The 20,288-nt window shown below is 59.8% G+C and carries 15 protein-coding genes and 2 pseudogenes; 8 read left to right on the forward strand and 9 right to left on the reverse strand.

Features of this window, described 5'->3' with window-relative positions:
- Window positions 1-20 precede the first annotated feature (20 nt).
- From Q8R10_RS17255 to Q8R10_RS17270, 5 genes and pseudogenes are all read left to right on the forward strand, one after another.
- The gene (locus Q8R10_RS17255) at window positions 21-911 is read left to right on the forward strand and encodes a LysR family transcriptional regulator (RefSeq protein ID WP_305655080.1); all 891 of its coding nucleotides are present in this window, start codon (window positions 21-23) and stop codon (window positions 909-911) included.
- A gap of 369 nt (window positions 912-1,280) precedes the next feature.
- Window positions 1,281-1,889: pseudogene (locus Q8R10_RS20950) on the forward strand (cache domain-containing protein); the annotation flags it as partial.
- 588 nt (window positions 1,890-2,477) lie between these two features.
- A pseudogene (locus tag Q8R10_RS20955) lies at window positions 2,478-3,017 on the forward strand (methyl-accepting chemotaxis protein); the annotation flags it as partial.
- Between the two features lie 17 nt (window positions 3,018-3,034).
- On the forward strand, window positions 3,035-3,877 hold the full coding sequence (locus Q8R10_RS17265) for an alpha/beta fold hydrolase (RefSeq protein WP_305655082.1): 843 nt from the start codon (window positions 3,035-3,037) through the stop codon (window positions 3,875-3,877).
- A complete protein-coding gene (locus Q8R10_RS17270; RefSeq protein WP_305655083.1) occupies window positions 3,871-4,434 on the forward strand; it encodes a peptidylprolyl isomerase in 564 nt (187 codons plus the stop codon). Before Q8R10_RS17265 ends, Q8R10_RS17270 begins: the two co-directional genes overlap by 7 nt.
- A gap of 221 nt (window positions 4,435-4,655) precedes the next feature.
- Here Q8R10_RS17270 and Q8R10_RS17275 read toward each other — a convergent pair whose 3' ends face one another.
- The 6 genes from Q8R10_RS17275 to Q8R10_RS17300 all read right to left on the reverse strand — a co-directional run bounded on the left by Q8R10_RS17275 (window position 4,656) and on the right by Q8R10_RS17300 (window position 10,036).
- The gene (locus Q8R10_RS17275; RefSeq protein WP_305655084.1) at window positions 4,656-5,213 is read right to left on the reverse strand and encodes a hypothetical protein; all 558 of its coding nucleotides are present in this window, start codon (window positions 5,211-5,213) and stop codon (window positions 4,656-4,658) included.
- A 98-nt stretch (window positions 5,214-5,311) separates the two neighbouring features.
- Window positions 5,312-6,436, reverse strand: coding sequence for a GNAT family N-acetyltransferase (locus Q8R10_RS17280; protein WP_305655085.1), 1,125 nt, complete (start codon window positions 6,434-6,436; stop codon window positions 5,312-5,314).
- Between the two features lie 82 nt (window positions 6,437-6,518).
- The gene (locus Q8R10_RS17285) at window positions 6,519-7,829 is read right to left on the reverse strand and encodes an OprO/OprP family phosphate-selective porin (protein WP_305655086.1); all 1,311 of its coding nucleotides are present in this window, start codon (window positions 7,827-7,829) and stop codon (window positions 6,519-6,521) included.
- A gap of 247 nt (window positions 7,830-8,076) precedes the next feature.
- A complete protein-coding gene (locus Q8R10_RS17290) occupies window positions 8,077-8,310 on the reverse strand; it encodes a zf-HC2 domain-containing protein (RefSeq protein ID WP_305655087.1) in 234 nt (77 codons plus the stop codon).
- The gene (locus Q8R10_RS17295; RefSeq protein WP_305655088.1) at window positions 8,304-8,915 is read right to left on the reverse strand and encodes an RNA polymerase sigma factor; all 612 of its coding nucleotides are present in this window, start codon (window positions 8,913-8,915) and stop codon (window positions 8,304-8,306) included. The genes Q8R10_RS17290 and Q8R10_RS17295 overlap by 7 nt, the downstream gene beginning before the upstream one ends.
- Window positions 8,915-10,036, reverse strand: coding sequence for a beta-ketoacyl-ACP synthase III (locus Q8R10_RS17300; RefSeq protein ID WP_305655089.1), 1,122 nt, complete (start codon window positions 10,034-10,036; stop codon window positions 8,915-8,917). Before Q8R10_RS17300 ends, Q8R10_RS17295 begins: the two co-directional genes overlap by 1 nt.
- Before the next feature lie 643 nt (window positions 10,037-10,679).
- Here Q8R10_RS17300 and Q8R10_RS17305 point away from each other — a divergent pair.
- The gene (locus Q8R10_RS17305; RefSeq protein ID WP_305655090.1) at window positions 10,680-12,665 is read left to right on the forward strand and encodes an ATP-binding protein; all 1,986 of its coding nucleotides are present in this window, start codon (window positions 10,680-10,682) and stop codon (window positions 12,663-12,665) included.
- A 74-nt stretch (window positions 12,666-12,739) separates the two neighbouring features.
- Window positions 12,740-13,579, forward strand: coding sequence for an arylamine N-acetyltransferase (locus Q8R10_RS17310; protein ID WP_305655091.1), 840 nt, complete (start codon window positions 12,740-12,742; stop codon window positions 13,577-13,579).
- A 95-nt stretch (window positions 13,580-13,674) separates the two neighbouring features.
- Here Q8R10_RS17310 and Q8R10_RS17315 read toward each other — a convergent pair whose 3' ends face one another.
- Complete coding sequence (locus Q8R10_RS17315) at window positions 13,675-16,026, reverse strand: bifunctional diguanylate cyclase/phosphodiesterase (protein ID WP_305655092.1); 2,352 nt, start codon at window positions 16,024-16,026, stop codon at window positions 13,675-13,677.
- Between the two features lie 518 nt (window positions 16,027-16,544).
- On the opposite strand from Q8R10_RS17315, the gene Q8R10_RS17320 reads away from it, so the two are divergent.
- Window positions 16,545-16,967, forward strand: a complete 423-nt coding sequence (locus Q8R10_RS17320; protein WP_305655093.1) for a hypothetical protein — start codon at window positions 16,545-16,547, stop codon at window positions 16,965-16,967.
- Here Q8R10_RS17320 and Q8R10_RS17325 read toward each other — a convergent pair.
- Together Q8R10_RS17325 and Q8R10_RS17330 are read right to left on the reverse strand one after the other, a co-directional pair.
- Window positions 16,964-17,314, reverse strand: a complete 351-nt coding sequence (locus Q8R10_RS17325) for a MerR family transcriptional regulator (protein WP_305655094.1) — start codon at window positions 17,312-17,314, stop codon at window positions 16,964-16,966. The genes Q8R10_RS17320 and Q8R10_RS17325 overlap by 4 nt on opposite strands.
- Window positions 17,315-17,438: 124 nt before the next feature.
- A complete protein-coding gene (locus Q8R10_RS17330; RefSeq protein WP_305655095.1) occupies window positions 17,439-20,138 on the reverse strand; it encodes an HAD-IC family P-type ATPase in 2,700 nt (899 codons plus the stop codon).
- Between the last annotated feature and the right edge of the window lie 150 nt (window positions 20,139-20,288).

Here is a 20,288-nt window from a genome sequence, read left to right on the forward strand (position 1 = left end):
GAATTCCACCAGGAGCGAGCATGAAAGCGCCCCGCGTCAGCCTCGAACAATGGCGAACCCTGCAAGCGGTGGTCGACCATGGCGGCTTTGCCCAAGCCGCCGAAGCCTTGCATCGCTCACAGTCCTCCATCAGCTACACGGTTGGGCGCATGCAAGAGCAACTGGGCGTGCCCCTGCTGCGCATCGAAGGGCGCAAGGCGGTACTCACCGAGGCTGGCAACATGCTGCTGCGCCGCTCCCGGCAACTGGTCAAGCAGGCCAGTCAGCTGGAAGAGCTGGCCCAGCACATGGAGCAAGGCTGGGAGGCCGAAGTGCGTTTGGTGGTGGACGCCGCCTACCCCACCGCCCTGCTGGTGCAAGCCCTCAGCGCCTTTATGCCGCTGAGCCGCGGCTGCCGGGTGCGCTTGCGCGAAGAAGTGTTGTCGGGCGTTGAGGAAGTGCTGCTGGAGGGTGCCACCGACTTGGCCATTACCGGCCTGACCATTGCCGGCTACTTGGGCAGCGAGCTGTGCAGTGTCGAATTTATCGCCGTCAGCCACCCGCAGCATCCGCTGCAGCAGCTGCAACGGGAACTGACCGCCAGCGATCTGGAAAACCATATGCAAGTGGTGATTCGCGACTCTGGCCGCGCCCAACCGCGCGATGTCGGCTGGCTCGGCGCCGAGCAACGCTGGACAGTCGGCAGCCTGCCGACCGCCGCCACTTTCGTCAGCAGCGGCCTGGGCTTTGCCTGGCTGCCGCGTCACCTGATCGAGCGCGAGTTAAGCGCAGGTCTGCTCAAAGAGTTGCCGCTGCAACAAGGCGGCAGCCGTCACCCCTGGTTTTCACTCTATGCTAACAAGGATAAAACCCTGGGGCCGGCGACCCAAATTCTGGTCGACTTACTTAAGCGCCAAGCGGTTGAACCATAAAGAAAAGCCCAGAATACGCAGAACCTATTAAAGCCCTGCCATCCGCCAGCCGATAGCCTGCTGCAACACCAATAACAACCTCAGGAGTAGCCCATGGCCCTAATCCCCGTACGCCTTTCCCAGCGACTAACGCTCGGCAGTTGCGCCCTGTTGGTGCTAACGGCCGCTGCCGTTTTTGCGGTGATGACCTGGCGTGGGCAACCGCTGATAGTCGCCGCCAGCTCCGAACTTATCGAGCAAACCGGCGGCGCCATCGTGCGCCAACTGGGCTTACAACTGGCCGGCATCGAAGGCCTGACCGCCAGCATGGCGCAGCTGGCCGAGGTCCTGCCGCGCGAAGAGGCGCTGTACAAGGGCAGCCTGCCGAACATGATCAATCATGCCGGCGATGCGGCCATTGCCGGCGGCGGCGTTTGGCCGGAGCCCAACGCCTTCAGCGCCGATGTCACCCGGCGCAGCTTCTTCTGGGCCCGTGGCGCCGGCGGCCAACTGAGTTACTCCGACGATTACAACAAAGCCGACGGCCCTGGTTACCACAACGATGCCTGGTACAGCTCGGCACGCACCGGCAAAGACGGCCAATGCGTGTGGTCCGAGGCCTACCAAGACCCGGTCAGCGGCGTGCCCATGGTCACCTGCAGCGTGCCGTACAAACTCAGCGGGCGTTTTGCCGGGGTCGCCACCATCGACTTGCGTCTCGACGACCTCGCCCAGTTCTTGGAACAACAAGGCGCGGTAACCGGTGGCTACGCCTTTGCCCTCGACCAGGCCGGCAACGTCCTGCACTTTCCCAGCGCCAAACGCGCCACCAGCGCCAGCATGCAGACCTTCAAAGCCTTGGTGGCCGATAACGCCTGGCTACGGCCCGTCGCCGATGCATTGAATCGCGGCAGCGAAACTATTCGTACCGTCGACCTCGACGACGACGGTCAACTGCAACAAGCCAGTCGCGTCAGCCTGTTTGTAATGCCCGGCAGCGGCTGGGTGATTGGCCTGGTCACCCCGCAAACCCGGGTTACCGGTTTGGCACACACCCTGACCGGGGAAATCTTGCTGTTTCTGCTGCCGGTGTTGGCACTGCTGCTGTTCCTCGCCTGGCTGGCCGGGCACAAACTGATCGCGCAATTGGAAGAAACCACCGAACAAATCGATGCCCTCGGCCAAGGCCAGGCCCACAGCAGCAGCGTCGAGCTGCGGGTTGAGCGTGCGGACGAGATCGGCGCCCTGCGTGGCGCGGTCAATCGCTATGCCGGGCAATTGCGCACCATGTTGCAGAACATCGCCAGCGAGGCCCAGCGTTTGCAAACTGAGGCCGCCGTGCTGGCCAGCCTGAGCAGCACCCTGGCCGAGCGGGCCGAACAGCAGCGCATGGAAAACACCCAACTGGCGGCGGCCATCACCGAAATGTCCTCCAGCGCCCAGGAAGTGGCCAGCAACACCCATGATTGCGCGACCACCGCGCAAAGCTCGCTACTGGTGGTGCGCGAGGGACAAACCAAGGTCGCCGCCAACAGCCAGGCGATCCAGGCGCTGGCCGCCGAAATGGCCGGCGCGGCCATGGTCATCACTCGTTTAGAGCAAGACAGCCAGCAAGTCGGCGCCGTGCTGGATGTGATCAAGGCGATTTCCGAGCAAACCAACCTGCTCGCCCTAAACGCCGCCATCGAAGCGGCGCGGGCCGGCGAGCAAGGCCGCGGCTTTGCCGTGGTGGCCGATGAGGTGCGCACCCTGGCCGGCAAAACCCAGGCCTCGGCCAACGAGATTGGCGGCATGATCAACGCCCTGCAGCAGGCCTCCCGCCAAGCGGTGCAAGCCATGCAGTCGGGTGAGGCGCGTACCGAACATGCAGTGGGCGAAGCCGAGGGCGCGGCGCAAGCGCTGTCGAGCACCGTGACCAGCTTTGATGACATTTCCCAACGGGCCCAGCAGATCGCCCTGGCCGCCAATGAGCAGAGCCACGTCACCCAGGAAATCAATCAACTGGCAGTACGCATCCATACCATCAGCGAGGATAATGCCCGCGACGCGCTCGCCCTTAATCAGGTCAGCGAGGCCATGCAAGCACTGTCCAGACGCCTGGCGTCGCTTAGCCAAGGGCAACTTTAAGCGCACAAGGAGGTTCAATGTCTTTTTTCGATTACGACGGCTGCCAACTGCACTACGAAGAGTACGGCCACGGTGCACCGCTGTTGCTGGTGCATGGCTTGGGCTCCAGCACGCTGGACTGGGAATTCCAGACCGCTGTGCTGGCCGCTCACTACCGGGTTATTGCCTTGGACTTGCGTGGTCACGGGCGCTCCGACAAGCCCATTGAGCACTACAGCATTGCCGGCTTTGCCGAAGATGTGGCGGCGCTGATCGAGCACCTGAAACTCGGCCCGGTGCATCTGGTGGGTATCTCCATGGGCGGCATGATCGGCTTTCAACTGGGGGTTGAGCGCCCGGAGCTGCTGCACAGCCTGTGCATCGTCAACAGTGGCCCGGAGGTGAAAGCCAAGTCGTTTGCCGACTGCGTGCAAATCGCCAAACGCTGGAGTTTCTCACGCCTGCTCAGCCTCGACAGCATCGCCAAGGGCTTGGGCAAATTGCTGTTTCCCAAGCCTGAGCAAATCGAGCTACGGCTGAAGATCGAGCGACGCTGGCCGCGCAATGACAAGCGCGCCTACCTGGCGAGCCTGGACGCCATTATCGGCTGGGGCGTGCGTGACCGACTCAGCCATATCAGCTGCCCGGTGCTGGTGGTGAGCGGTGACCGCGACTACAGCAGCGTCGCCAGCAAGGAGGCTTACGTCAGCGAAATCGCCGATGCTCGCCTGCTGGTTATCGAAGACTCCGGGCATGCCAGCCCCATGGATCAACCCGAAACCTTTAACGCGCAACTGCTGAACTTCCTCGAGGAAGTGACCGCCCGCGCCCGTCAAGCCAACAACAAACCGAAAAAAACCAGGACGTCAAAAACATGCTAAAAAAACTCGCCTTCGCCGCCAGCGCCCTGCTGCTGAGCACCAGCCTGCTGGCCATTGCCGACGACGCCAAACCCCATGTATTGCTGACCACCAGCATGGGCGAAGTGGAAATCGAGCTGGAAGCCACTAAAGCCCCGATCAGCGTGAAAAACTTCCTCGGCTACGTCGAGAGCGGCTACTACAACGGCACAATATTTCACCGGGTCATTCCGGGCTTTATGATTCAGGGCGGCGGTTTCACCGCCGACATGCAGCAAAAAGACACTCAGGCCTCGATCAAGAACGAAGCCGACAATGGTTTGCTAAACACCCGCGGTTCGCTGGCCATGGCCCGTACCTCGGCGGTCGACTCGGCCACCAGCCAGTTCTTTATCAACAGCAAGGACAATGATTTCCTCAACAACGGCAGCCGCGACTTTGGCTATGCGGTATTCGCCCGTGTGGTACGCGGCATCGAGGTGGTCGATAAAATTTCCGCCGTCGCCACTGGCAACTCCGGCGGCAACCAGAACGTACCCCGCGAGCCAGTGCTAATCATCGACGCCAAGCGCTTGTAAGCCTTAAAACGCAGCACAGAAAAAGCCCGCTAACGAACAACTCGTTAGCGGGCTTTTTTATTGCGCAGAGCCAATCGCTTAGGGACCGCTGAAAAAAGTAGCGAGCGATGGTTAGGCAAGGCGAAATCAGCCGAAAAAGCGCAGTTTACGTGCTGTAAATGAGCATTTTTAGGCTGGTTTCAACGCGGCATAACCGAGCGCAGTAGTTTTTCAGAGGTTCCTTAGCGGTTGAGGCTCTTGAACTTGCTAATCAAGGTTTCAGGTTTTTTCTCTTCCTTGGCCAAGGCATAGACCAAACGTTCGCCATTCGGGCCACCGCCCAATTCGATATAGCTGAAAATCGGCTCGCCGAGTTTGACCACGTCCATCATGTCGCCGTAACGCTGGAAGATGAAGATTTTGTTGTCTTCACGAATCTCCCCATAAAAGCTGCTGCTGGGCGGCAAGCTCACATCCAGGAAGCGCTTGGCTGAAAGCGTGTTCAGATCCTTGCCCTTGTCCTCGGCGCGCAAGCCCAACACCAGCGCACGACCGGCATTGTCTTTAGTGCCAAGGTCTTTCAAATAGGGGGCTTTGCCGGTTTTCAGGTAGTCGAGATACACCGCACGGTCATCGAATACCACGGCCTGGTTCTCGCTCCACACCTGGTACCAGTCATCGTTATTCAGTGCCAGTTCTGCCGACTTGGCGGCATCTACTGCAGCGGCATTCAGACTGCAGACTGCCATGGCTGCGGCTAACAAGGCGATAGACCCACGTTTAATAACGAACGATTTCATAGAATCAGCAACTCCGGCTTTAGAGAACATAGGCGGATAAAGTTGCCTGATTTTCGTGACAGCAGCATGACCGACAGATTACAGATCAGTAAAAACCGTTATTCCTGCCGATACGGCAGTTGCTGTCGCGCCTGCTCGGCATAGGCCCGCACGCCAAGGCGCTCTTGCTGTAAAAACTCCGCCACTGCGGCGCGCAACCCCGGATGGGAGAGGTAGTGCCAGGAGCGCGTCAGCACCGGCTCAAAGCCACGAATCAGCTTGTGCTCACCCTGGGCACCGGCATCGAAACGCTGCACACCCTGGCCGATGGCATAGTCGATGCCCTGATAGAAGCAGGTCTCGAAATGCAACCGGTCAAAGTCGCCCAGACAGCCCCAGTAACGTCCATACAGGGTATCGCCGGCTAACAAGCTAAAAGCCATGGCCACCGGCCGCGAACCTTGCCGCGCCAGCACCAGGCGAATCGCCTGCGGCATACGCTGCGCCAGCAAGCTGAAAAAATCCCGAGTCAGATAAGGCCGACGGCCGCGCACCAAGTAAGTATTGGCGTAGCAGGCATAGACAAAGTCCCACTCCAACTCGCTCAGCTGATGGCCTTCACGCCAGTCAAACTCGATGCCCTGGCCCGCCACCTGCTCACGTTCTTTACGCAACTGCTTGCGCTTGCGTGAGGCCAGAGCGTCGAGAAAATCGGCGAAATCGCGGTAGCCTCGATTAAACCAATGATACTGACAGCCCAAACGTTCCAGCCAACCGTCACGATTGGCCAACAGCGCATCGGCGCTGCCCTCGGTGAAGTTGATGTGCAGGCCCGAGCAGCCTTGCTGCGTCATATCGACCAGCAAAGCGTCGAGCAATTGGCCACATGCGTCGGTATCGCCAAGCAGGCGCGCGCCGCTGACCGGGGTAAAGGGCACCGCCGCGAGCAACTTGGGATAATAGCCAATCCTGGCCCGCTCGCAGGCCTCGGCCCAGGCCATGTCGAACACATATTCGCCATAGGAATGACTCTTCAGGTACAGCGGCAACGCCGCCAGCGGCGTGCCCTGGGCGTCGGTCAGCAGCCGATGGACGGGCTGCCAGCCGGTATTCGCGACAACACTGCCGCTGTCTTCCAGGGCGCTAAGAAAGCCGTGCTGCAAAAACACCTGATCTGCTGGCAACAGCGCATCCCAGAGCGGCGCGGGTAAATCACTTAAACGTTGGAAGGTAATGATTGGCATGCGCCAGTTTGGGGTTTTCTACAGACGAAAAAAAGCCCCGCACGAGGCGGGGCTAAGAAGGAGCAGCAATGTTTAAACGATCTTAGAACACGTACTGAGCACGCAGCGAGATGGCTTTGCCGTCGTCATCGGTGGCGTCAGCAGGGCGACCACTTTGCAGTGACACGGTCTCAGTATCACTCTTGGTCATCAGGTAGTTCAGCGACAACTTAACAGCTTCGTTGGCGTACCAGTTCACACCCAAGGTATGCACATTGGCCGAGCTTTCATCGACATTGGCCACACCGAGGTCCTGATCGTCTTCGACGCTTAGGTCGTCGTAGCGATAGAACACTTCCCAAGCGCCCATCACCTTGTCAGCCGGTTTGATGGTGTCGAACTTGCCGCCGTCCAGTTTGTAGACACGCGATTCGCCGGTCAGGGTATAAGCCACTTGAGCGTTGTAACCGGTGGCTTCACGATCACCATTGCTGTCAGAGCCGCTCAAGTCGCGCTTTAGGTATTCGCTCTGCACCGAGATCGGGCCGTTCATGTAGGCAAACTCAAGCCCAACAACGCTGTCGTCATCAAATCCAAGAGCGTCGGACTTGCCCAAAACGATTGCGCTCGAGTTGGTCGTGTCTTCAGTCACACCACGCACGCCCAGACGGGTCTCGATTTTGCCGTCGTACGAGGCGGCGCCGCCATAGGTACGAGTTGCATAATCAAGGCCAAAATGCAGCACTTCTGTATCCGCGACGATCGGTGCAAAAACACCGCGAGCGAAGAAGCTATTTACATCTTTACCATCGGAATCTTCGAGGTAAGCAGCCTTGTCTTGCTGCTGAACACTGGCAGAACCGTAGAACATCCCTGCAGTGGTGCCGTTAACCTGAATCCCCATACCCTCTTCGCTATCGGTAGTCCAGGAAGCCAGATCCAGAACCGACGAACGCTCAATGGCAGTCACCCACTTGGAGCTGGTGGCTTTCTCCAGGCTATAGTCCGGATCGAAACGACCAACTTTGATGTTGATCGGCGCAAAGCCTGTGTAAGTGATGGTTACTTCGTCGTACTTGGTCTTGCTACCAGCCTTGTCACCGAAGTCGATGTTGGCCACATAACGCCAATCCTTGTAGTTGCCACCTAACTCCAACTGAGCACGGCGGAAGTAGGCTTCGTTAGCGCTGTCATTGTTCTTGGTGTAGACACCATCAAACTGATCGAAGTCAGCCTGAATACGACCGCCCAACTTGAAGCTGTACTGCTTGTCGGTGGTGAAAACTTCTAGGCCACCTTTGGTTTTAACGACGATGTCAGTACCGTCTGTAGTTACGGTACCAGCGAAAGCCTGGGCCGAAACGGCCAGAGCCAAGGCGCTGGCAACAAAACCGGCGAAGTGCTTACGAATCATCCAGAATTCCCCTATTGGTCTTAAGAAACACCAGAGCGTCTTGGCTCTTTTGTGTAAGGGAATCTTGCCGGGGGGTTATTTCAGCGCAGTGGCTAATGCGTGAAGCTTTTGTGACAGCGGAACTTTTCTAAGCGTTTGAACTATAAGCAAAATATCCGCACCGGAGCAACGGCCAGGCGGCCAAAACGGCGGCGCTGAGCATGCGTACGGCAAAGGCTTAAAGGCTTGAGGTTGGCGATCTGGCGCTTTAATCAGGTTTTTTAGCCGCTTCGGCGAGTTGCGCGGCCACTGCATCTAGATCGCTAACCAGTGGCTCCGGCATCTGCTGCAGCACCCGTAGGGTTAAGCGCAGGTGCCGCACAAACCGCCGACAGTTACCGCACATGGCCAAGTGGGCGCGCACCGACAAGCCCTCGGTGAAACGCAGCTGACCATCGAGATAATCGCTTGAACAGGCGACCAGCGCCTTACAACTCAACATTGGCCGGTCTCCTCAAAGTGTTCCAGGGTGGCAAATACTTTCAGCCGGGCCCGATGCAACAGCACCCGCACATTGGAGAGCGAGATGTCCAAAAGATTACAGATGGCCTCCAACTCCAAGCCCTGACGCTCACGCAGTAACAAGACGCTGTTTTGCAACTCCGACAGGCTGCTCAGGGTTTTATCCAGACACTCACGCAGTTCGCCCGCGCTGAGCAAGGCCTCCGGTGAGTCTTCGTGCCAGGCCTGGGGGGCGTTGAGCCAATGCCCGTCACTGGCAAAGCGCTCGGCCCCGACGCTGCCGTGGGGCGCCGGTTGCTCATCGAGTTGCACCGTGCGACGGTTCTGCCGCAGGCGGGCCTTGGCGGTGTTGGCGGTGATGCTCAGCAGCCAGGTCTTCAAGCTCGAACGACCCTGAAAACCGGCCAAACTACGCACCACCGCCAGCCAGGCGTCTTGCACCGCTTCATCGGCATAGCGGCGCCCGACTATGGCGTAGGCCACCGCCATCATCGCGCCTTGATAAGCGCCGACCAGCTCAGCAAAAGCTTTTTGCTCGCCGGCCAGCAGGCGCGGCAGCAATTGCTCATCACTGCTAACCCCCATTAGCGTTTACGCAAAATCACACTGCCAATCGAATACCCCGCACCAAAGGAGCTGAGCACGCCGAGTGCGCCTTTGGGCAAATCATCCTGATTTTTGTGCAGAGCAATCACCGAGCCGGCCGAGCTGGTGTTGGCGTAGGTATCGAGAATCACCGGCGCCTCGCTTGGCTCTGCGTCACGGCCGAGCAGCTTGCGGGTGATCAGCAGGTTCATGTTGAGGTTGGCCTGGTGCAGCCAGAAACGTTTGACGTCACCAACGTTCAGCTGATTTTCCGCCAGATGCGCGGCAATCAGTTCGGCCACCATTGGGCAAACATCGCGGAACACCTTACGGCCTTCCTGAACGAAGAGTTTGTCCGGCGCGCCGATGCCCTCTTCGGCGGCGCGATTGAGGAAGCCTGCGTTGTTGCGGATATTGTTGGAGAACTGGGTGATCAGCTTGGTGCCGACGATATCGAACTGATGTTCGGACGTGGCCAAGTCGGCCCGCTCAACCAAAATGGCGGTCGCCGCGTCACCAAAAATAAAGTGGCTGTCGCGGTCACGGAAATTCAAATGCCCGGTGCAAATTTCCGGGCTGATCACCAACACCGCACGTGCCTGGCCCAACTGCACGCAGTTGGTCGCGGCCTGCAAACCGAAGGTGGCTGACGAGCAGGCCACGTTCATGTCGTAGCCAAAGCCCTGAATGCCCAGAGCCGCTTGAATTTCGATGGAGATCGCAGGATATGCCCGCTGCAGGTTTGAGCAGGCAACTATGACCATGTCGACATCGGCGGCGGTTTTGCCGGCGCGGGCCAAGGCATCAAGTGCTGCGCCAACGCCCATTTGGCAGAGGATCGACTGTTCATCGTTGCTGCGCTCAGGAATGCGCGGGCACATGCGCTGCGGATCAAGAATGCCGGCTTTATCCATCACAAAGCGGCTTTTGATGCCCGAGGCCTTTTCAATAAAGGCGGCGCTGGACTCGGTGAGTGCTTGCACTTCACCCGCCTCGATGGCGGCCGCATTGTCTGCATTGAACTGCTGCACATAAGCATTAAAAGCCAGCACCAGTTCTTCGTTGGAAATGCTGTTAGCCGGGGTATATAAGCCAGTGCCACTAATAACGACGTTGTGCACGGTCTGTCCTCTTGTTGTTGGGCCCGCCTGTGCGGCCCGTTATGCGCAAAGCCTGTGATCTAGGGCGTCACAGGCAAAAAATAGACTTGTCGCAGGGCGTAAACGGCACGTTACCCGCCATATTGCGGCAAAACGCAGAGTTTGCCACAGCCGGGCAGTTTACGGGCAGTCAACAGCACCCTGACAGACTGACGGCCGAGCAACTTTAGCCAAAAATACCGGGGATTAAGCCCAAGACACATAGGCAAACCGCGCAGCCCTTGCTGCTGTGCATAAGCCAAAGCGAGGATTATTAAGCTTTCGCGAGCGCCTGGTAATAACGGCCGGCTAGCAAGCGGTACGGTTGACTCAGTGGAAATCTTTTTTTGCACTGCCCAGCTGTCAACTAAATTCACACGTGGCGAGCGCCAAAACAGAGCGCCGAAAACTGACTACAATTTTCTCAGCACGTTCGACTTCAACCAAGTTAACAGCCGCATACACAAGCTTGGCGTCGATGCAGTATTACCCTGCACTTAGCGGTTAAATGTCGGAGTCGTTAAATGCCCAAATCCAGCCCACTGCCGACATACTTCAGCCCTCATCCGGTGCCATCTGCCACGGATTTCCGGCAATGTTTTAATGCTCGGATACTCTTCAGCCGATGACTGATAAAAAACCGTTCTGGTCCCTCTTCCCGCGCTCGACTTCGTTGCGACCAACTCTGTTTCTTGGCGCAGGCTTAGGTATTTTGCTGCCGGCGTTGGTGCTCGGTTATATACAGCTCACCAGTAAATTTACCGACGATGTGCTGTTACGCGTGCGGGCACCGATGCAGCAATCGGCCGATGTACTGTCCCACGGCATGGCCGTGGCGATCTGGAATGTTGACCGCGAGGTGGCCGCACGCCTGATGGATGCGGTGCTGCGCAACCCCGACGTCAGCAGCATCACCGTAACCAACGAATACCAGGATACCTTTGCCAGCAAGCAAAACCCCCAGACCGAGACTGCGGGCTTATTGCGTGAGGAACGTGATATCACCTACAACGGCACGCCTATCGGCCATCTGGTGCTGGAGTTCAGTACCGCCCGGATCGAGCGCGAACGCTGGAGCGATCTGTTCAAACTGGCCTGTGCGTTGCTCGCCCAAGTGGCGATCTCTTTCATCGTTATCTGGCGCTTATTTGACCGCCGCATGCTGCGGCCCCTGCAAGCGTTGCAACAGGGCGCCCAACGACTCGCCCGTGGCGAGCTTGAGCAGCCCTTGCACTGGCAACGCGAAGATGAAATTGGTCAACTGGCCCAAGGCCTGGATCAAATGCGCGGTGATCTGGCGGCGCTGCTGAGCGAGCGTGAGCAAAAAAACGCCGCCTTACAAACCGAGCTCGCCGAACGCCAGCGCATCGAAGTTGCCTTGGGCTTAAGCCAAGCCAAGTTTGCCGCAATTTTTAATGCCTCCCCGGTGTCCATGAGCGTGTCGCGCATGGATGAGGGCATGACCCTGCTGGACGTCAATGCGCCCTGGGTACGCCTGTTCAAACGCGAGCGGGCCACTATTCTTGGCAACGACACCCATAACATGTGGCGTTCATTAGAGGAGCGGCAAACGGCCTTAATCACCCTGCAACAAACCGGCGAGCTCAGCCGCTGCACCGCCTGGCTGCAACGCGGTGGCGGTCAGGACGATATTTTGTGTGAGATCTGGGGCAAGGTGATCAAGCTGCGCGACGAGTCGCTGTTGATTCTGGCCTACGACGACATCACCGCTAAGCACCTCTATGAAGAGAACATCCTGGCCCTGAACGTGTCCTTGGAGCAGCGCGTGATTGAGCGCACCGCCGAGCTGTCAACGGCGCTGGAACAGTTAACCGTGACCCAAACTGAATTGCGTCGCAGCGAAAAAATGTCGTCACTGGGTTCCTTGGTGGCCGGCATTGCCCACGAACTCAACACCCCGATTGGCAATAGCCTGACGGTGGCCAGCACCCTGCAGCATCACGCCGAGGTGTTTGCCAACAACATGGACAAGGGCATGACCCGCAGCCACCTAAACGAGTTTGTCAGCAGTACCCGGCAAGGCGCCGATATTTTAATGCGCGGTCTGCAACAAGCCGCCGAACTGGTGGCCAGTTTTAAACAGGTGGCGGTCGACCAAGCTAGCGAGAAACGCCGCTGGTTCTCACTCGGCGACACCGTCAGGGAAGTTCTCCTGACCCTAGGCCCAACGCTGCGCAAGACCAACCACAGGATTGACTGCCAAATTAGCGCCGACATCCAAATGGACAGCTACCCCGGCGCCCTCACCCAGATCATCAGCAACTTGATTAACAATGCCTTGGTGCATGCCTTTGTCGGGCGCGAATACGGCACTGTGACCATCAACGCCCAATTGCATGGCAACGGCGTTGAGCTAATCATCCGCGATGATGGTGTCGGCATTCCTGAAGCAAATCTAAGCCGGGTCTTTGACCCCTTTTTCACCACCCGCCTGGGTCAGGGTGGTAGCGGACTGGGGCTGAATATTGCGTACAACCTGACGCAGGACGTCCTCGGTGGCAGCATCGAAGTCAGCAGCACAGAGGGCCATGGCGCCTGTTTTAGCCTGCGCTTACCACTGCTGGCGCCGCAGATAAAACCTGAGCACTAGGCAACGGCTCTCGCTATCCCGCAGCAGCAGCCAGCCTGCTAACATCGCGGCTTATTTCGCTTGAGCCGACCGCCATGCAGCCACTCAATCCCCAGCAGGTGCAGGCCTATCTGCAGCACCTGAACACCCACTCGCCATCAATAGCCGACCGGGAAAACCTCGACCGGCTAATTGCCGCGCAACTGCAACGCGTGCCCTTCGAGAATATTGACGTGCTGCTGCAGCGGCCGATTGTGCTCGACGCCGACGCCGTGTTTGCCAAGGTGGTCGAGCGCGGCCGTGGCGGCTACTGCTTTGAGATCAACTCGCTGTTTGCCCGCTTGCTGCTGAGCTTTGGTTACCGCGTGAGTTTGCTCGGTGCCCGCGTGCGTTGGGGCTTGGCCAGCGACGCCGGCAAAACCATGCTCTCGCACCTGTTGCTGCGGGTGGAGTTAAGCCAAGGCAGCTTTATTGTCGACATCGGTTTTGGCGGCCCCACGCCGCCCTGCGCCATGCCACTGGAGGGTCGCGCCGGCCTGGCAGATTGCCCCTACCAACTGCTGGCGCCCGGCCAGACCGAAGTGCTTTACCAACTGCAAGCGCTGCAAAATGGCCAGTGGCAGACCATGTACCAGTTCGACCTGCAAGCGCAGCCCTGGGTCGATTACATTGCCCGCAGTTGGTACACCTCAACCCATCCCGACAGCATTTTCTTAAACACCCTGATGTGCGCCCGCAGCAGTGGCGAGCTGCGTTTGAGTCTGGGCAATCGCAACTTCAGCCGCCGCCACGCCGATGGCCGCGTCGAACAGCAAACCATCAATTCCGCCGCGCAATTGGTCGAACTGCTGCGCCATGAGTTTGGCCTGAACCTTGACCCTGCCAACGATGGCGAACCCCTGCGCCAGCGCCTGCAAACGCTGCTGCAGTTTTAAGTTCTGCACCGGTTAGGTGTTGAGTGCAGCACGGTGGGCTTTAGCCCACCCGACAAAACAGGGCCTGCAATATATAACTGGGACATGGCCATTCTTTAACCTGCCTGCCTGGCAGCGCCACCAGCGGCCTCATGCTGCGGCGTAGATCTCGTGCTTAACCAGTCACACAGGCGCGTGAATGGCATGGGCTTGGCGAACAGATAGCCCTGCATTTGCGTGCAGCCAAGCGCCAGCAGGCGCGCACATTCATCCTCGGTTTCCACCCCCTCGGCAATGATGGCCAAGCCGAGTTCATGGCCCAAATTAATAATGTTGCGTGCCATCACATCGTCATTTTCACGCAGCGGCGTGACGAAGCTGCGATCAATCTTCAGGGTGTCGATCGGCAAAGCCCGCAGGCGATCAAGCGATGAATAACCGGTGCCAAAATCGTCCAGATGAAAGCGCAAGCCACTCGCCACCAGGGCCTGCATGGTCGGCAGAATATCGCTCTCGTGCTCGGCCACCATGCTCTCGGTCAGCTCCAGATGCAGGGCTGACGGCGGCAGCTCATAGGTGCGCAAGCAAGCATGCACGTCTCGCAGCAAGTCAGTGTCGACAAACTGGCGTACCGACAGGTTGACGTTGCAACTGAGGTTTGGGTATGCGCCGCGCAAGCTGTGCAGCGCGGCGCAGGCGCGATCCAGCACAAAAGCGCCGAGTTTGGTGATCATGCCGGTACTTTCGGCAATCCCAATAAACTCATCCGGTGGTATGTAGCGCCCCGCCACTGGCCAGCGCACCAAGGCCTCCATGCCGGCGACGCGGCCGTCTGCGTGATCAATAATGGGCTGAAACCAGACTTCCAGCGCCACGTCATCGAGGGCGCCACGCAACGCTTGCTCCAAGCGCAGCCGCCGGGCGGTAACCTCCAACAGCGAGCTGTCAAACACCGCCACGCGCATCTTACCCAGGCGTTTGGCTTCGTACATGGCCAGGTCGGCGTTGCGCAGCACCTCTGCAGGCGTCAGTTCGGCCTGCACCTGGGCGATACCGGTTGAGGCGCTGATGGTCAACACGCGACCGTCAAAACTCACCGGCACCTCCAGCGCCTGCTCCATGCGCTGGGCAAAGGTCAACGCCTGGGCGGCGTCAATATCGCGCAACAGCAGGGCAAACTCGTCACCCCCCAAGCGCACCGCCGTGTCATAGCCACGGATTAACCGGCCAATGCGCACCGCCACTTGCTGCAGCACCCAATCACCCGCCGCGTGGCCAAGGCCATCATTGATTAGCTTGAAGCTGTCCAGATCGATCAGCAGCAATACACAGGACAATCCGGGCTGGCGCCGGCACTGGCTCTGCATGGCCTGTAAGCGTTCCATGAGCAGCCGCCGGTTACCCAAACCGGTCAGTGGATCGTGATCGGCCAAATGGCGCAGATCACTGTGTTGGTGCTCAACTTCGTCCATCAACTCATTTAACGAGGTCGCCAGATTATCCAGCTCATCACGGCCGGCCACCGGCCAACGAACCTCGGCATCGGTGTGATCACGACGCTGATCGGCAAAGCTGGAAAAGTCCGCCAAGCGCTGCAACACCCGACGATTGAGGATCGCGTAGATGCCCAACAGCGACAGCAGCACCAGCAACAAGGCATTAGCCGCCAATACCAGATTGGTCACCTGTCGCTCCGCCGTCAGTCGACCGGGGCCAGACACGCTGATGCGCACGCCCAGATCAGCCAGTAACTGACTCGCCGCCCAATGATCGCCCTGCTGCGCAATTTCCACCGCAGTGCCTGCATCATTGCCGGCAACCGGCAGCAGTCTAAATGCCACTGCGGTGAGCTCGGCAATGCGCTTTAAATAGCCGCCATCGAGGTAGCGAAACATCAACAGCCGGCCATTGCTGGGCTGGGTACGATCGGTGTCGGTGACGCCCGCCAGCACCACTAAAATGGCGGTTTCACCCTGCCACAAGACGCGCACATTGCGATCTTTCGGCCCCAGGGTGCCCACTTGCTCGGCAAAGTGGGTTAATTGGCTCAGCAGCGCGGGCGCCAGCGGCGTCACCGTGTCAGGCGTCAACGCCAGCGCAGCCAGGGCTTGGCCGGCCAGATCCAAGATCACCACGCCATCGACGCGCAAATTGGTCAACGACTCAACGGTGAAGTTTTCCTCGAGGTAAGCCGGGTCATGGTTGTGGATAAAGCGATAACTCGCATCCCAGGCCGCGTAGTCACTGATGGTGGCGGAAAGCGCCTGGCTGTCCTGCTCGATAACCGCACGGACCCGCGCCAGTTCTTGTCGATACTGCGCAGCCTCGAAGGCATCGAAACGCTGCGCCAACAACAACGACGAGACCAAGAAGAAACCGCTCCCCACCAGCAGCAGTAAGATGCCCAGGCGCAGCAAGGTCCACTTGGCAATACTCTGGCGCTGCAGACTAGGGTTATTTGACTCCATGGCTGCAACGGCTGCCCGCACAAACCCAGGTGAACGCTGCGCAAACTGGAAAAACCTAGGCATAGCTGCTCCCTGACGCCGGTGAGTGGATGCTAGCCGCATGCACATTTATCAAGCCTAGCGCCTGCATTTATGTCCCTTAGCTGGCTTTAGAATAACCACAGACATACCACCAGCACCCTCAGCATGAGCGCCGTTTGCCGCTTAGCACTCGGGGGTGCACCGCTAAGGAGTCCAGGGTCTGTTGCCGTTTCATCGTGAGCCGCGTTGCCGCGAGAAATGGCCCCCGGTTAGGCGCAGGACGCAGGTAATGGTTATTCCCTTGCCAAGTCCTGCAACGACAGCGGGGGCCATTTCTCGCGCAACCCGAAGGGCCGGGCCTGTTTTTGTGCGAGGCGGCGTTTCTCGTCGCTTATTTGGAACAACCAAATCGCGCTCCTCGTGCCTTGCCTCGCGCAAAAACAGACTCCGGCGCGGCCACGAATGAAACGGCAACAGACCCTAGATTGAGCGAGAAAGTGCAAGCCTGGCTGTACCTCTGGCTGCTGAGTATCGGCGGTGGCCATGTGGTGCTCGGCGTCGCCCTGGCACTCGGTGCCCAATCGAGCCTGCTGACGCCCTACTTCGACAATCTGCTTAGCCAGTTCGGCCTGCAAAACGCCGGCGCTGAAACCCGCGTGCTGGCGCAAACCCTGATCCAGCTGTTCGGCCCAACGGTGGCCAGTTGGGGGCTGTTGTTCTGCTGTTTGATTTATCTGTATCGCCGTCATGGTGAGGCGCTGATCAAGCTGGCTGTATTTGCCGCGCTGCTGCTTTGGCTACCGCTGGACTGCCTGATCTCGGCGGCCCATGGCCTCTATTGGCATCTGTACCTGAACTTCGCCGCCGGCCTGCTGATCGCCCTGCCGCTGGCCCTGCTCAAACCGCAGCAAGCCCCTTAGGGCAAAGGCTCCCAACGCAGCAGCAATTTATCGACCTGGCGCAGTCGGGCCTGTTCGCTGGCAATTTGCTCAAGGATGTTCTCGCGCTTAGCCCGCAAGGCGCCCAGCAACTCTTCACAACGCTCAGGCGGATGGCGCAAATGCGGTAGGGCGGCGCGTACCTGCTCCAGGGTGAAACCAATCTGCTGAGCGCTGCGGATAAAACTCAGCACTATCAGCGTATGGGGTTCATAGGCGCGGTAACCGTTGCTACTGCGCGGCGTGGGCGGCAACAAACCGATGCGCTCGTAATAGCGAATGGTGTCGCGGCTCAGGCCTGACTGGCGTTCAACTTCGGCAATTAACATGGCGCATGATCAGGCACAGGGGCGCACAGTTTACCCGCGCCAACCCCTGCCACGTCCAGCCGGATCGGCCGGTCTAGTACTGCGCCCTAAGCACCGCCGCGACAACTGTTGGCTCTGGCAGGGTCTAAGCTGTTGAGCCCGCCGTTTGCCCGCGCCGCAGCAGCCATTTTTCCAGTTCGACCAATGCGCAGGTGCTCAGCGCCACGCCCAGGCACCAGCCCCAGGCCAGCCACGGCAAGTCGGCGGTAGCAAACAGCCCCTGCAGCACCGACCAGTGACTGAACGCCAGTTGCAAGCCGCTCAGCAGCAACACCATGGCCCAAACCATCGGGTTGTCGCGCCAGCCAAAACGCGCCGGCCCCTCCAGGCTGCGGCTGCTGAACAAATAGCCGATTTCGCAGGCGACCATGGCATTCACCGCCAGGGTCCGGCTGGCGTCCAGGCTCCAGCCCAGTTGCTGGCTGTAGATAAACAGCCCGAGGCTGGCGACCGTCATCAGCAGCGCGATCCACACCAGCCGCCACAGCAGTACGCCACCCAGCAGCGGCGCCCGTGGATCGCGCGGTGGCCGACGCATCAGGCCCGCCTCGGCCGGCTCAAAAGCCAACGCCAGGGCCAGGGTTACCGCGCTGATCATATTGACCCAGAGAATCTGCAACGGGGTGATCGGCAGCGTCAGGCCCAAGGCAATCGACGCCAGCAGCAACAACGCCTGGCCGCCATTGGTGGGCAGAATAAACAGGATGGATTTTTTCAGCGTGTCGTACACCGCCCGGCCCTCCTCCACGGCCTGGCTGATGGTGGCGAAGTTGTCGTCGGCCAGCACCATCTGCGCCGCCTCCTTGGCCACTTCGGTGCCCTTGATGCCCACGGCAATACCGATGTCGGCACGCTTGAGCGCCGGCGCATCGTTGACTCCGTCGCCGGTCATCGCCACCCGCTCCCCCGGCGCTTGCAAGCGCTCCACCAGACGCAACTTGTGCGCCGGGCTGGTGCGGGCAAACACATGGGTAGTGGCCAGGCGCGCGTCCAGTTCGGCGTCGCTCAGGCGATCCAGTTCGACGCCGGTCAGCGCTGGCTCGCCGCCCAAACCCAAACTGGCGGCAATACTGGCGGCGGTGGCGGCATGGTCGCCGGTGATCATCTTCACCCGGATGCCGGCACTGTGGCAGTCGGCGATGGCGCGTATGGCCTCCTCGCGCGGCGGGTCGAGCATGCCGACCAAGCCGAGCAGAACGAAATCACCTTCCATATCGCTGTAATTCAGTTCATGCAGCGCGTGCGGCAAGGTGCGCAGGGCCAGGCCGAGCATCCGCAAGCCTTGGCTGGCGCCTTGCTCCAGGGTGGCGTGCCAGTGCTTGAGGTTTAGTGGCTCGTCGCGACCCGCGCGCCACTGGCGGTTGCACACCTCCAGCAAGCGTTCCGGCGCACCGACCAGATAGATCAAACCATGGCCACCATGGTCATGGTGCAGGCTGGCCATGCAACGGCGCTCGGAGCTAAATGGAATGGCATCGACCCGCGGCAAATTTTGGCTTTCTAGGGGCTGCTGCAAGCCAAGCTTGCCGGCCAGGGTCAGCAACGCCGCCTCGGTCGGGTCGCCGCTGATGCACCACTGCTCGGCGTTCAGGCACAGGCTGGCACTATTGGCCAACAGCCCGGCGCGGGCCAGTTCACGCAAATCGTCGGCGCTGTCCAGGCTACACAACTGGCCGTCAGCGCCATGGATGCTGCCGTGGGGGCTATAGCCAACGCCATCGACGCGGTAGTGCTGGCCGGCGGTAAACACCTCGCGCACCGTCATCTCGTTACGCGTCAGGGTGCCGGTTTTGTCCGAACAAATGACCGTCACCGCGCCGAGGCTTTCCACCGCCGGCAAGCGCCGGATAATCGCCCGCCGGCGCGCCATGCGCTGCACGCCCAGGGCCAGAATAATCGTCAATACCGTCGGCAATCCCTCGGGAATCGCCGCCACGGCCAGGCCCACCGCCGCCATCAGCATCTCGTTGGCGCTGTAACCGCGCAGCCACACGCCAAAGGTAAACGTCACGCAGGCCAGGCCGACAATCACCCAGGTCAGCTGCTGGGCAAAGCGCGCCATGTCCACCAGCAGCGAGGTTTGCAGCGCGGTCACGGCGCCGAGCATACGGCTGATGCAACCCAGTTCGGTCGCCTCGGCGGTGGCCACCACCACGCCGCAACCGCTGCCCGCCGTCACCAGCGTGCCGGAATAGGCCATGCAGCGGCGGTCGCCCAAACTGGCCACCGCCGCCACCGGGGCAATGGCTTTATCGACGGGCAGCGACTCACCGGTCAGCGCGGCTTCCTCGATGCGCAGCTCGCGAGCCTCCAGCAAGCGTAAATCCGCCGGCACCCGCTCACCGGCCTCCAGCAGTACCATATCGCCTGGAACCAGTTGCTCGGCGGCCAAACTCACCACCTCGCCATCACGGCGCACGCGACTGGCCACGGTGAGCATCGACTGAATGGCGCGTATCGCCTGCTCGGCCTTGCCCTCCTGGATAAAGCCGATCACCGCGTTGATCAGCACCACGGCGAAGATCACCCCACTGTCGAGCCACTCCTCCAGCACCAAGGTCATCAGCATCGAGCCCAGCAGCACGTAAATCAGCAGGTTGTGAAACTGCAGCAAAAAACGCCGCCAAGGCGCCAAACCCGGGCGCTCCGGCAGCACGTTGGGGCCGTATTGCTGCAGCCGCAGGCTCGCCTGGCCGCTGCTCAGGCCAGTGGCGCTGGCATCCAGTTGCTGCAGGTTTTGCTCGACGCTAAGGGCATGCCAGTCACGGGAAATCGACTCGCGCATGGGTTACTCCGTCTATCAAGAGTGAAGCCCAGTCTAGCGCTGTCAGCGATTGCCGACCTGGCCTGGATCAAGCCGGCGGCGGATCGCCGAGCCATTCAACTGTTGCCACTTACGTCAAAAGAAAGTCCTTGACTGTGAACCTGAGTCCAC

Source organism: Pseudomonas sp. (assembly GCF_030698175.1).
Taxonomy (GTDB): domain Bacteria; phylum Pseudomonadota; class Gammaproteobacteria; order Pseudomonadales; family Pseudomonadaceae; genus Aquipseudomonas.

Coding starts and splice junctions, on each gene's coding strand:
- Q8R10_RS17255 (WP_305655080.1), top strand. CDS start 21: ATGAAAGCGCCCCGCGTCAGCCTCGAACAATGGCGAACCCTGCAAGCG.
- Q8R10_RS17265 (WP_305655082.1), top strand. CDS start 3,035: ATGTCTTTTTTCGATTACGACGGCTGCCAACTGCACTACGAAGAGTAC.
- Q8R10_RS17270 (WP_305655083.1), top strand. CDS start 3,871: ATGCTAAAAAAACTCGCCTTCGCCGCCAGCGCCCTGCTGCTGAGCACC.
- Q8R10_RS17275 (WP_305655084.1), bottom strand. CDS start 5,213: ATGAAATCGTTCGTTATTAAACGTGGGTCTATCGCCTTGTTAGCCGCA.
- Q8R10_RS17280 (WP_305655085.1), bottom strand. CDS start 6,436: ATGCCAATCATTACCTTCCAACGTTTAAGTGATTTACCCGCGCCGCTC.
- Q8R10_RS17285 (WP_305655086.1), bottom strand. CDS start 7,829: ATGATTCGTAAGCACTTCGCCGGTTTTGTTGCCAGCGCCTTGGCTCTG.
- Q8R10_RS17290 (WP_305655087.1), bottom strand. CDS start 8,310: ATGTTGAGTTGTAAGGCGCTGGTCGCCTGTTCAAGCGATTATCTCGAT.
- Q8R10_RS17295 (WP_305655088.1), bottom strand. CDS start 8,915: ATGGGGGTTAGCAGTGATGAGCAATTGCTGCCGCGCCTGCTGGCCGGC.
- Q8R10_RS17305 (WP_305655090.1), top strand. CDS start 10,680: ATGACTGATAAAAAACCGTTCTGGTCCCTCTTCCCGCGCTCGACTTCG.
- Q8R10_RS17310 (WP_305655091.1), top strand. CDS start 12,740: ATGCAGCCACTCAATCCCCAGCAGGTGCAGGCCTATCTGCAGCACCTG.
- Q8R10_RS17315 (WP_305655092.1), bottom strand. CDS start 16,026: ATGGAGTCAAATAACCCTAGTCTGCAGCGCCAGAGTATTGCCAAGTGG.
- Q8R10_RS17325 (WP_305655094.1), bottom strand. CDS start 17,314: ATGTTAATTGCCGAAGTTGAACGCCAGTCAGGCCTGAGCCGCGACACC.
- Q8R10_RS17330 (WP_305655095.1), bottom strand. CDS start 20,138: ATGCGCGAGTCGATTTCCCGTGACTGGCATGCCCTTAGCGTCGAGCAA.